The following is a 12306-nucleotide window of genomic DNA, read 5'->3' on the forward strand; positions in this document are numbered from 1 at the left end:
CATCTTGAGATGATAATCTCCCTCCTTCACCGAACCAGACAATCACGGAATCTGCATGACGCGTTATATTTTCGTCACCGGCGGTGTCGTGTCCTCCTTGGGGAAAGGTATCGCATCAGCTTCTCTGGCTGCGATCCTCGAGGCACGCGGCCTGAAGGTCACTATTCTCAAGCTGGACCCGTACATCAACGTGGACCCCGGCACCATGAGCCCGTTCCAGCACGGTGAGGTTTTTGTCACCGAAGATGGCGCGGAAACAGACCTCGATCTGGGCCACTATGAGCGCTTCATCCGCACGCCGATGAGCCGTCGGAACAACTTCACCACGGGTCGTGTGTACGAGGAAGTCATCCGCAAGGAACGCCGCGGGGATTATCTCGGCGGCACCGTTCAGGTGATTCCTCACATCACCGATGAAATCAAACGTCGTGTGGTCGAAGGCGCAGCCGGGGCGGACGTTGCCCTGATTGAAATCGGCGGCACCGTGGGTGATATCGAATCCCTGCCGTTCCTTGAGGCCTGTCGGCAACTGAAGGTGGAAGTGGGGCCCCAGCGGGCGATCTTCATGCACCTGACCCTGGTGCCTTACATTGCCACCGCGGGTGAGATCAAAACCAAGCCAACCCAGCACTCCGTCAAGGAAATGCGCTCCATAGGCCTGCAGCCGGATATTCTGTTGTGTCGGTCCGAGCATGAAGTGGATGTCAGTTCCCGTCGCAAGATTGCCCTGTTCACCAACGTCGAAGAGCGCGCGGTCATTCCGTTGCAGGATGCCAAGTCCATTTACGCTATTCCACGCATGCTCTACGAACATGGCCTGGACCAGCTGGTGATTGAACGCTTCAATCTCGATGCCCGCCCGGCGGACCTGAGTGAGTGGGACGAGGTGGTGGAATCGCTGATGCATCCGCAACAGGAAGTGACCATTGCCATGGTTGGCAAATACATGGAGCTGCTGGACGCCTACAAGTCACTGATCGAATCCCTGCTGCATGCCGGCATCAAGACCCGCACCAAGGTCAATATCAATTACATCGATTCCGAGGATATCGAGCGCGACGGTACCGGTGTGCTGGCAAATGCCGACGCCATCCTGGTGCCCGGTGGTTTCGGTGAACGCGGGGTCGAAGGCAAAATCCGTACGGTTCAGTATGCCCGCGAGAACAAGGTTCCCTACCTTGGGATCTGTCTGGGTATGCAGGTAGCGGTGATTGAATACGCCCGCAATGTTGCCGGCCTGAGAGACGCCCACAGTACCGAATTCCGGGAGCATACACCTGAGCCGGTTGTCGGCCTGATCACCGAATGGCTGGACGCCACGGGTGAGCGTGAAGAGCGGACTGAAGAGTCGGACCTTGGCGGTACCATGCGCCTGGGCGCGCAGGACTGTGTGCTGAGTGATAATTCAACTATTGCCAGCTGTTATGGCAAGAAGACCATCCGTGAACGCCACCGTCATCGTTATGAGGTGAACAATCATTTCCTGTCGAGGCTGGAAGAGGCTGGTCTTAAAATCGCGGGCCGGTCTACCGATGGCAGGTTGGTGGAAGTAGTAGAGGCACCGGATCACCCGTGGTTCGTCGCCTGCCAGTTCCACCCGGAATTTACCTCCACGCCCCGCGATGGTCACCCGCTGTTCAAGGGTTTCGTTGAGGCAGCACTGGCCAACAAGAAAGGATCCTGAGTATGGCGCAGAACACCGTAAACGTATCGGGAATCGAGGTCGCCAACGACAAGCCATTTGTGCTTTTTGGTGGCATGAATGTCCTGGAGTCTCCGGAATTGGCCATGGAAGTGGCCCAGGCCTATGTCGAGGCCACCGGTAAACTCGGGATCCCGTATGTATTCAAGGCGTCCTTTGACAAAGCCAACCGTTCATCCGTGAACTCTTTCCGGGGACCGGGTCTTGAAAAGGGACTGCAGATACTGGCCGACATCAAGAGTAAATTCGGGGTTCCCATCATCTCTGATGTCCACGAGCCGGCCCAGGCGGCCCCAGCCGCTGAAGTCTGTGACATTATCCAGCTGCCGGCCTTTCTGAGCCGCCAGACCGATCTGGTGGTCGCCATGGCGAGAACCGGTGCGGTGATCAATATCAAGAAGGCACAGTTCCTGGCTCCTCAGGAGATGAAGCACATCATTACCAAGTGCGAGGAAGCCGGCAACGATAAGGTGATCCTCTGTGAGCGGGGGAGCAGCTTCGGTTATAACAACCTGGTCGTCGACATGCTGGGTTTTGGCATTATGAAAGCCATGAACGTACCGGTGATGTTCGACGTTACCCACTCCCTGCAGATGCCGGGCGGGCGAGCCGACTCCGCGGGTGGCCGCAGGGCCCAGGTTACGGATCTGGCTTTGGCGGGCATGTCTCAGGGCCTGGCCGGCCTGTTCCTGGAAGCCCATCCGGACCCGGACAAAGCCAAATGCGATGGCCCCTGCGCTCTGCGGCTCAGCCAGTTGGAGCCTTTCCTGCAGCGGGTGAAAGCTGTGGATGATCTGGTAAAAAGCTTTAAACCTATCGACACCGCCTGATTGGCGGTGTCTGTTTTGTATGGGAGTACGAGCAGGTGGGGGATGGCTTTCCGAAACACGCTCCTTGCGGCACATCCATGTGACGCTTGGGCTCCGCCATCCATGGCTCCGCACAGTTTCGGAAAGCCATCCCCCACCTGCTCTATGCCCAACTTCGGATTAGAACCGTTTAGACATCGAAAATTTGGAGAATCATTCGAATGACCAAGATTGCCAACATCAAAGGACGTGAGGTTCTGGATTCCCGCGGTAACCCCACCGTCGAAGCAGACGTTATCCTCGAAGACGGCACCATCGGCAGTGCGTGCGCACCCTCTGGTGCCTCTACCGGCTCTCGCGAAGCCCTGGAACTGCGTGATGGTGACGCCTCCCGTTACCTTGGCAAAGGTGTTCTGAAGGCGGTTGGAGCCGTGAACAGCAAGATCCGTGATGCGCTGGTAGGCAAAGATGCGGCTGATCAGCGGGCTCTGGACAACATCATGCTGGATCTCGACGGCACCGAGAACAAGGCTAACCTGGGCGCCAACGCCATCCTGGCAGTTTCCCTTGCTGCGGCCAAGGCGGCGGCGATTTCCCTGGGTAAGCCGCTTTATGCGCACATTGCAGACATCAACGGCACCTCTGGCAAGTTTTCCATGCCGGTGCCGATGATGAACATCCTGAACGGTGGCGAGCACGCGGATAACAACGTTGATATCCAGGAGTTCATGGTTCAGCCGGTTTCAGCCAAGAGCTTCTCTGAAGCCCTGCGTGTTGGTGCGGAGATTTTCCACAGCCTGAAGAAAGTGCTGAAGGTCCAGGGCCTGAATACGGCGGTTGGTGACGAGGGCGGTTTTGCTCCCAATCTGCCCTCCAACGAAGCCGCGCTGGCGGTGATTCAGGAAGCGGTTGATAAAGCCGGCTACAAGCTGGGTACCGATGTGACGCTGGCCCTGGACTGTGCCTCGTCTGAATTCTACAAGGACGGCCAGTACCAGCTTTCCGGTGAGGGCAAGAGCTTTGATTCCGAGGGCTTCGCCGATTACCTGGCCGGTCTGTGCGAGCGTTACCCGATCGTCTCCATCGAAGACGGCATGGACGAGAGCGACTGGGACGGCTGGAAAGTTCTGACTGACAAGTTGGGCAGCAAAATCCAGTTGGTTGGCGACGACCTGTTCGTAACCAACACCAAGATCCTGAAGCAGGGGATCGACAAGGGTGTGGGTAACTCCATCCTGATCAAGTTCAACCAGATCGGCAGCCTGAGCGAAACCCTGGATGCCATCAGGATGGCCCAGGATGCCGGCTTTACCGCGGTGATTTCACACCGTTCCGGGGAAACCGAGGACACCACCATCGCCGATCTGGCCGTGGCAACCTGTGCGGGTCAGATCAAGACCGGTTCCCTGTGCCGTTCTGATCGCGTTGCCAAGTACAACCAGCTGCTGCGCATTGAGGAGGCGCTGGACGGGAGCGCACCCTACCGCGGCCTGAGTGAGATCAAAGGGCAGGGTTGATCGGCTGATGTGACCGGGCGGGGACCGAACGCCCCGCTGGTTTACAGCGATAGCCGCTAAGGCCATCGTGTTCCGGGTAAAAACGTGAACACGATGGTCTTTTTACACAGGCAGTTAGAAGAATTTGTTGCTAATCTACACTAAGGTCTATACTCAACGTCCTGCGTTGTAAATTTGATTGGTCATTTTTTGAACGGAATCGGCAATGAAGTTGCTTTGGGCCCTGATGGTAGTCTTGATTCTCCTGCTGCAGGTTCGTCTGTGGGTTGGAGAGGGCAGCTTTGCGCAAGTCTGGGCATTAAAGCAGTCCATCGCCGAGCAGCGAGAGGAAAATGCCGAGCTTGCTACCCGCAATGACCGTCTCTATGCCGAGGTCAGGAATCTTCGTAACGAGCAAAGTGCCGTTGAAGAGCGTGCCAGGATGAACCTCGGGCTGATTCAGGAAGGCGAGACCTTTTTCCTCGTTGTTGAAAACTGATTATCTATGACTGCACCGAGACTTTGGTTGATAGTTCCGGCCGCCGGCACTGGCAAGCGCATGCAGGCGAACCAGCCAAAGCAGTATCTCCGGATTGATCAACGTTTTATTCTCGATATTACCCTTTCCCGCCTGATGAGCTCTGCCCCCTTCGCCGGCTGCATGGTTCCACTTCACCCTGCCGATCACTGGTGGCCCGAAACCGAGGCCAGACAGGACGGCCGTATTCAGACCTGCACCGGCGGCTCCGAAAGGGCCTGTTCGGTATTATCTGCGCTGCATGCATTGGCGGAGCAGGTGCGGGATGACGACTGGGTACTGATCCACGATGCAGCCAGGCCCTGCTTTCACACCCGGGATCTTTCCAATCTGATCGACAGGGTTTACAGCCACCCCGTGGGTGGCCTGCTTGCGTCGCCGGTGGCGGATACGCTCAAGAGGGCCAGTGCGGGAGAACTGCCCGAGGTCGCTGAAACGGTTAATCGGAGCGAGCTCTGGCGGGCCCTGACCCCGCAGATGTTCCGCTACCAGTTGCTGGTTGACGCGCTGGAAAGTGCCCTCGAATCCGGCCTGCCGGTGACAGATGAGTCCTCTGCCATGGAGTTTTCCGGTAACATGCCGGTTCTGGTTGAGGGGCGGCCTGATAACCTTAAAATTACGGTACCTGCGGATCTCGAGCTTGCCCGTTTTATCCTGAGCCGGTTCTGATTGTCCGAGTTTTCCGGAGCACATTATGCGTATTGGTCAGGGCTTTGATGTCCATGCCTTCTGTGAAGGCGATTCCGTTATTATCGGCGGAGTCAGAATTCCGCATTCCCGGGGGCTGAAGGCCCACTCCGATGGCGATGTGTTGCTGCACGCCCTGGCAGATGCACTTCTGGGTGCAGTGGCTCTCGGCGATATCGGCCACTTTTTTCCGGACACCAGCGACGAGTGGGCGGGGGCAGACAGTCGTGATCTGTTGCGGCGGGTTGTGGCCCGTGTCCGTGACGAAGGGTTTACCGTGGTCAATGTCGACACCACGGTGATTGCCCAATCTCCCAAAATGGCGTCTCATATTGATGCTATCCGCCTGAATATTGCCGAGGATCTCGGCGTTCCCGCCAGTCGGGTCAGCGTGAAGGCAACCACCACGGAGAGGCTTGGCTTTACTGGCCGGGGCGAAGGCATCGCCTGTCAGGCCGTGTGTCTGCTTGAGTCGGTGGAGTCATGAGCCTGTGGCGCCTTGACTGGCCAACTTCCGGAGGCCGGCGTATTGCTCGCGCGCAACTCAAGACATCCGCAAGCGATTTCTTCGTGGAAGAGGTTCTGGAACCCGCCGGAAGTCTGGCCGGTGATGTCTCGGGGGAGGTGCCGGGCAGCGGGGAGCATCTCTGCCTGAAACTGGAAAAAACCGGCGACAATACCGAGTTTGTCGGCCGCGAACTTTCCCGTCTGGCGAACTGCCGGAGCTTTGACGTGGGATTTTGCGGCCTCAAGGATCGTCATGCGGTCACCCGCCAGTGGTTCAGTCTCTATCGCCCGGGCCGGGAGGCTGAGGATGGGGGTCTCATTCACGAGGTGGCTTCCCGCTGGCCAGTGCTTTCTGGGTTTCGCGATGCGCGCAAGCTGCGCCGCGGTGATCACAGCGGTAACCGGTTTGTGATTGTTCTGAGGAATGTGTCCGGGGATCGGCAGGCCATTGAAGACGCTCTGCAGCGACTGGCCACCCTCGGCGTTCCGAATTATTTCGGTCCCCAGCGGTTTGGCCGGGATGGCGCCAACCTGGACCGGGCACTCCATATCGATCCGTCCGCACTGAACCGGCGCAGCCGGTCGGGTGGAAAAGGTCGCGGAGGTAAAAAGCGCGCTGGAAGCGAGGGCACTAAAAACGTATTGTACTTTTCGGCGGCACGCTCGTGGCTGTTCAACGAAGTGCTTGCTGCCCGGGTTGAGGATGGTAGCTGGGCCGAGGCCTCGGCAACCGGCCCCCTGTGGGGTGATGGCGGCACCACGGCTTCCGGGCCCCAGGAAGCCCTGGAGCGAAATATCGTGGCCCGGACCCCTGGCCTGGCGGAGCTGTTTTCGGTCACCCGCATGAAGCCTGAACGTCGGTCCCTGGCGGCAAGGCCGGAAGATCTCCTGTGGCAGTGGCAGGCCGACAACTGCCTGGAACTGGCATTTTGCCTGTCGCCCGGGCAGTACGCCACGACGATTCTGAATGATATTTTCGAGCTTGAGGACATGAGCCTCGGCCGACATAACGAACAACAAGGCTAGCGGAGAACACTGTGCGTATTCTGTTGTCGAATGATGACGGCGTTCATTCGCCGGGTCTGATTGCCCTGTATGAGGGCTTGAAAGGGCTCGGGGACCTCGAAGTGGTGGCGCCTGACCGCGATCACAGCGGTGCCAGCAACGCGTTGACCCTGAACCGGCCCCTGACCGTGGAAGAACATCCCAACGGTTTCCGCTCGGTGGACGGAACACCGACAGACTGCGTTCACCTGGCGGTGAACGGTCTGTTCCCACAACCGTTTGACCGGGTGGTTTCCGGCATCAACACCCACGCCAACCTCGGGGATGACATCATCTACTCCGGCACGGTCGCGGCCGCTACCGAAGGGCGCCACCTCGGGTTGCCGGCCATTGCCGTGTCGTTGGTTAATGACGGCCACTTTCATTACCAGACCGCCGCCCGGGTTGTCCGGATGCTTCTCGAGAGCAAGCGCCCGCTGGTCCTTGGGCCGCGCTCCATCCTTAATGTGAATGTTCCGGATGTGCCCTGGGAAGCGTTGGCTGGTATTCGTGTCACCCGGCTCGGCCATCGGGAGCGGGCCGAAGGTGCAGTTCCGATGACCTGTCCCCGCGGCAGGGAAAGGTACTGGATCGGTGCCGCCGGGGTGGGCGGTGATGCCGGCCCCGGAACCGATTTCCACGCCGTTCGCGAGGGCTACGTGTCGGTGACACCCGTTCACATTGATATGACCCGTCACGAGGCACTGGTCCCGCTCCGGGACTGGGTGGATGCGCTGGAGGATCGCGAATGACGGCTCAGCTCGAAGGTATCGGGATGACCTCCCGTCGCACCCGGTTGCGGCTGGTTCAACGGCTCAGGGAAGCTGGCATCGAGTCGGACCGGGTCCTCGAGGTGATGGGGGAGGTGCCGCGCCACATTTTTCTGGATGAGGCCTTGTCTCACCGGGCATACGAGGACACATCACTGCCCATTGGCTACGGGCAGACGCTCTCCCAGCCATACATAGTGGCAAGGATGACCGAGCTGATGCTGGCTCACAGCCCTGCAAACGTGCTGGAGCTGGGTACCGGCTCGGGTTACCAGACCGCTGTGTTGTCTCGCCTGTTCAAACACATTTATAGCGTGGAACGCATCAAAGCCCTGCAGGATCGTGCGCGGGAGCGGTTGCGGACGCTGAACGCCAGAAACGTATTTTTCAAACACGCCGATGGCGGCATGGGCTGGCCGGAACGCGGTCCGTTCGACGGCATTATCGTGACCGCGGCACCGATTGAAATTCCCGCTGAGCTGCTTGCCCAACTGGCGGACGGTGGTGTCCTGATTGCACCGGTCGGCGAAGAGCATCAGGTTTTGGTGGAGGTAACCCGTTGTGGTGACCGTTTTGAACAAAGAGAGCTTGAGCCGGTCCGGTTTGTTCCTCTGCTGGGAGGCGTTGTCCGCTAATCATGACTAACCCGGAATCAAATAGTATCAGCCCCGAATCCGAGCGCATTCAGCACCCTGCGGCGGTCTTTGCCCGTGGTATTGCCATGGGCGCTGCCGATATTGTACCGGGGGTATCCGGTGGCACCATCGCGTTCATCACCGGGATATACTTCCGGCTGCTGGAGGCCATCAGCGCCTTGCCGGTCGCCGCTTTCCGTCAGCTGTTGCGGGGCAATATCAGGGCGTTCTGGCAGGCATGCGACGGCACCTTCCTGGTGTGCCTGCTGGCCGGTATCCTCACCAGCGTTGCCACGCTGGCGTCGGCGATCAGTTACGTATTGGTGGAACACCCGATCCTTATCTGGAGTTTCTTCTTTGGCCTGATCGTCGCCTCGGTCTGGCACGTGGGGCGCGAGGTGCGGCACTACAGGGTGGCACTGGTGGTGCCTCTGCTGGCGGGCATTGTTGTGGCCTGGTGGATCACCACCCTGTCCGCGGGGCAGGTTTCACCCTCCAGTCTGGCATTCTTCGGCGCCGGGGCACTTGCCATCTGTGCCATGATCCTCCCCGGCATTTCCGGCAGCTTTATTCTGGTCATTATCGGCATGTACGCGCCTGTACTGGCGGCCATCAAGTCGTTCGACATGGGTATTTTGCTGTTGTTCATGGCGGGTTGCCTGGTCGGCCTGCTATCGATTGCGCGGGTGATTACCTGGGCGTTCCATCACTATCATGATCTGGTGTTGGCGTTGCTGACCGGGTTCATGCTTGGCGCCCTTAACAAGGTCTGGCCCTGGAAGGAAATACTCAGTTGGCGGACCAACAGCGCGGGTGAACAGGTACCGCTCAATGAGGTGAGTATCTCGCCCTGGACCTTCGCCGAGCAGGCGGGACAGGATCCCCAGATTGGGTTAGCGGTGTTGATGGCGCTGCTCGGGTTTGGTCTGGTTTTGCTGGTGGAGTGGATCGGCTTTCGCCACCGGAAGGTGAAGACACGGGAGTAGCCGGGCGGCAATCTGGAGCAAAAGTGTTACCTGGCGCACAAAATCAGTGTGTCGTCAGGTAACAGGAAGCCGTAGGCAGTAACTTGGATTTCATCAGGAAATATGCAATATATTAGCAAGTTACTATTAAAACCTTAGAATTTGGTTCTACAGGCCGGGTGACTTATACGAATTTTTTATAACTGGGTCCGTCTTATTCCTGTGAGATTTTTTCGTGGGTCAGTCAATGCCGTTTTTTCGGCGTTCCCGCGGTTCCCTTCCGGTGCCTGTGAACCTTCTCGCCTTTTTAAAAAAAATCCGCCTTCGTCTGTTGCCATTATTCCGCTGGTTGTCTTGCTGTTGCTTTCCGGTTGCAACACCCCTGCTCTTTACCAGGACGACCTTTACAACCCACCGGTCTACTGGGGCCGTCATGTGGTTCAGCCCGGTGAGACCCTGTACAGCATTGCCTGGCGGTACGGTCGGGATTATCGCGAGCTTGGCAGTGCTAACGGCATCGGCCCGCCCTGGACGCTGAAGGTGGGGCAGGTGCTGCGCCTGGACCTTCGCGGAACTGTAACCTCCGGCCGTCAGACTAATTCAGCGAGCAGGCGGGAGGCATCAGGTCACGACCACCGAAACCGGGTGTCGGTGCCGAGACCGACTGCGGAGTCCGCGCCAAAGCCCTCGGTTACCCGGGCGCCAAGAAGGGGGGCGCCACTGGGCTCCCAGACCCAGACCGTCGCCCGTATCGAATGGCGCTGGCCACATGTTGGCACCGTAATTGCTCGATATTCAACATCCGGGAAAGTCAATAAAGGTATTGATATTGCCGGGCAAGCCGGGGATGCTGTAAGAGCTGCAGCCACCGGGAATGTGGTGTACGCGGGCAACGGGTTGCTTGGATACGGCAATCTGATTATTGTGAATCACAACGAGCACTATTTGAGTGCTTACGCTCATAACCGGAAGATTCTGGTGCAGGAAGGGGAGGACGTAAACGCCGGGCAGGTGATTGCAGAGCTTGGTAGCAGCGGTGCTGAACGACCCATGTTGCATTTTGAAATCCGAAAAGATGGCAATCCGGTTGATCCAGTGCATTATCTGCCACCGCGCTAATGGAGCAAGCAGTCAGCAGGCTGCCTGATCAACCACCCCGGCACTGACAGACACACCGCATTCGAAAGAAAAACAAGAACGGTAAAGGCTGTGACAGGCCAACCAACAAAATGTCCTGAAGAAGAAGCATGAAGGCGTTAGCGTCCGCAATAAAAAGAAGTATCGGGCGAACATCCAGGATTATTGAGAGGCGGGGCAAGACAAATGTCAGCAGAGCAAGAAGACATCATTATTGATCGTGTGTCAGATATCGAAGACTCAGAAGATCAACTGTTAGCGGAAGAAAAGGTCGACAAGGAAGCAGCCGACGAGGTTGCCGAGGTCGAAGAAGGATTTCCCACCCAGGGGCGTTATTTCACCAGCCAGAAGCAGCTGGACGCCACCCAGCTTTACCTCAACGAAATCGGTTTTTCACCACTCCTGACCCCGGAAGAAGAAGTCTATTTCGCCCGCCTGGCGCGCAAGGGCGAGGAATCCGGTCGCAAGCGGATGATTGAAAGCAATTTGCGCCTGGTGGTTAAAATCGCGCGCCGGTACGTGAACCGTGGGCTGACCCTGCTGGACCTGATTGAAGAAGGCAATCTCGGCCTGATCCGGGCCGTTGAGAAGTTCGACCCGGAGCGTGGTTTTCGCTTCTCGACCTACGCGACCTGGTGGATCCGCCAGACCATCGAACGCGCCATCATGAATCAGACCCGTACCATCCGTCTGCCAATTCATGTGGTCAAGGAGTTGAACCTGTACCTGCGGGCGGCCCGGGAACTGACCCAGAAACTGGACCATGAGCCCTCCGCAGAAGAAATCGCCACGATGGTGGACAAGCCGGTTGCCGACGTCAAGCGCATGCTTGGTCTTAACGAGCGTGTGGCGTCGATGGATACGCCCATTGGCAGTGGTGGCGAGAAATCCCTGCTGGATACGGTGGCCGATGAGGGCGCCTCTGATCCGGCGGATCTCCTGCAGGACAACAATATGTGCTCCTGTCTGGAAAAATGGATTGATCAACTCAGCGACAAGCAGCAGGAAGTGCTTTCCCGCCGCTTTGGTCTGCGAGGCTACCCGGTGAGCACACTGGAAGAAGTCGGGCAGGAAATCGGGCTGACTCGCGAGCGTGTTCGCCAGATCCAGGTCGAGGCGCTTCGCCGTCTTCGGGAAATCCTGGAGAAGGAAGGCCTGTCGGGGAATTTGCTGTTCAAATAAGACGTCAAGACAGGTTCGGTCGAAATAAAGCCGGTCGGGGTAAATCCGACCGGCTTTTGTGTTTCAGGATCTCTGCAAATGAGAACCAGGTTGCGCCTTGCCAGACAGTGTCGTTGGTAGAATGCCGGAACCGGGCGGGGATAAGGGTGTCGAATCCCGGTGCACGAATGAAACACGTCAATAATAACGATCGAGAAGGAAAGGACTATGAAGAACGCTCTTACAACCGGCTTTGCCTCACTGGCGATGGCCGCCATGCTGTCCGCACCAGTCTCTGCAATGACTGTGGAAGGTGTTGATGTTCCGGATACATACTCGGCCATGGATACCGAACTGAAGCTGAACGGTGCAGGTACCCGTTCCAAGTGGTTTATGGATCTGTATGTGGGCGGCCTCTACGTGCCGGAGACGGTCAGCGATGGAGAGGCGGTCATCAATGCCGATGAGCCACAGGCCATCACCCTGCACATCATTTCCGGCATGATCACCAGTGAGCGGATGGCAGAGGCCACGCTTGAAGGGTTTGAGGCATCAACCGATGGCGATATGGCCGCCATCCAGGACGATGTGGATCAGTTCATGGCGGTCTTTGATGAGGAAATCTCAGAGGGCGATGTGTTTGATCTGGTCTATGTTCCGGGCACAGGCGTTAAGGTCCTGAAGAACGGTGAGCTCAGGGATACCGTCGGTGATCTGGCGTTCAAGAAAGCCCTGTTCGGGATATGGCTCTCAGACAAGCCGGCCCAGAAGGATCTGAAGAAGAAAATGCTGGGCCAACGCTGAAGCCCTCCAGCCCTGATAGCAGTGCAAAGCCGGCATAATGCCGGCTTTGTC

At 57.9% G+C, this 12306-nt stretch carries 13 protein-coding genes; all 13 read left to right on the top strand.

Features of this window, described 5'->3' with window-relative positions; translation table 11 throughout:
- Positions 1–55 precede the first annotated feature (55 nt).
- The 13 genes from msub_RS00515 to msub_RS00575 all read left to right on the top strand — a co-directional run bounded on the left by msub_RS00515 (position 56) and on the right by msub_RS00575 (position 12255).
- Entirely contained in the window at positions 56–1684 is a 1629-nt protein-coding gene (locus msub_RS00515; RefSeq protein ID WP_048494216.1) for a CTP synthase, read from the top strand.
- 2 nt (positions 1685–1686) lie between these two features.
- Positions 1687–2532 (top strand): 3-deoxy-8-phosphooctulonate synthase, encoded by an 846-nt coding sequence (gene kdsA / locus msub_RS00520; RefSeq protein WP_048494217.1) that lies wholly within the window; start codon positions 1687–1689, stop codon positions 2530–2532.
- Between the two features lie 200 nt (positions 2533–2732).
- Positions 2733–4028 (top strand): phosphopyruvate hydratase, encoded by a 1296-nt coding sequence (gene eno, locus msub_RS00525; RefSeq protein ID WP_048494218.1) that lies wholly within the window; start codon positions 2733–2735, stop codon positions 4026–4028.
- 205 nt (positions 4029–4233) lie between these two features.
- A complete protein-coding gene (locus msub_RS00530; protein ID WP_048494219.1) occupies positions 4234–4506 on the top strand; it encodes a septum formation initiator family protein in 273 nt (90 codons plus the stop codon).
- Positions 4507–4512: 6 nt separating this feature from the next.
- Positions 4513–5214, top strand: a complete 702-nt coding sequence (gene ispD, locus msub_RS00535) for a 2-C-methyl-D-erythritol 4-phosphate cytidylyltransferase (protein ID WP_048494220.1) — start codon at positions 4513–4515, stop codon at positions 5212–5214.
- A 25-nt stretch (positions 5215–5239) separates the two neighbouring features.
- Entirely contained in the window at positions 5240–5719 is a 480-nt protein-coding gene (gene ispF, locus msub_RS00540; RefSeq protein ID WP_048494221.1) for a 2-C-methyl-D-erythritol 2,4-cyclodiphosphate synthase, read from the top strand.
- Positions 5716–6765, top strand: coding sequence for a tRNA pseudouridine(13) synthase TruD (gene truD / locus msub_RS00545; protein WP_048494222.1), 1050 nt, complete (start codon positions 5716–5718; stop codon positions 6763–6765). Before ispF ends, truD begins: the two co-directional genes overlap by 4 nt.
- A gap of 11 nt (positions 6766–6776) precedes the next feature.
- Positions 6777–7535, top strand: a complete 759-nt coding sequence (surE, locus tag msub_RS00550; RefSeq protein WP_048494223.1) for a 5'/3'-nucleotidase SurE — start codon at positions 6777–6779, stop codon at positions 7533–7535.
- A complete protein-coding gene (locus tag msub_RS00555; RefSeq protein ID WP_048494224.1) occupies positions 7532–8188 on the top strand; it encodes a protein-L-isoaspartate(D-aspartate) O-methyltransferase in 657 nt (218 codons plus the stop codon). Before surE ends, msub_RS00555 begins: the two co-directional genes overlap by 4 nt.
- A 2-nt stretch (positions 8189–8190) precedes the next feature.
- Positions 8191–9174 (top strand): DUF368 domain-containing protein, encoded by a 984-nt coding sequence (locus msub_RS00560; protein WP_048494225.1) that lies wholly within the window; start codon positions 8191–8193, stop codon positions 9172–9174.
- 324 nt (positions 9175–9498) lie between these two features.
- Positions 9499–10272 carry a peptidoglycan DD-metalloendopeptidase family protein gene (locus msub_RS00565; protein ID WP_406564698.1) on the top strand — a complete coding sequence of 258 codons (774 nt, stop codon included), beginning with the start codon at positions 9499–9501 and terminating at the stop codon, positions 10270–10272.
- Positions 10273–10476: 204 nt separating this feature from the next.
- Complete coding sequence (gene rpoS, locus msub_RS00570; protein ID WP_048494227.1) at positions 10477–11472, top strand: RNA polymerase sigma factor RpoS; 996 nt, start codon at positions 10477–10479, stop codon at positions 11470–11472.
- A 207-nt stretch (positions 11473–11679) separates the two neighbouring features.
- Positions 11680–12255 carry a chalcone isomerase family protein gene (locus msub_RS00575; protein ID WP_048494228.1) on the top strand — a complete coding sequence of 192 codons (576 nt, stop codon included), beginning with the start codon at positions 11680–11682 and terminating at the stop codon, positions 12253–12255.
- Positions 12256–12306 lie beyond the last annotated feature (51 nt).

Origin of the sequence: Marinobacter subterrani (assembly GCF_001045555.1) — a bacterium.
GTDB lineage: Bacteria > Pseudomonadota > Gammaproteobacteria > Pseudomonadales > Oleiphilaceae > Marinobacter > Marinobacter subterrani.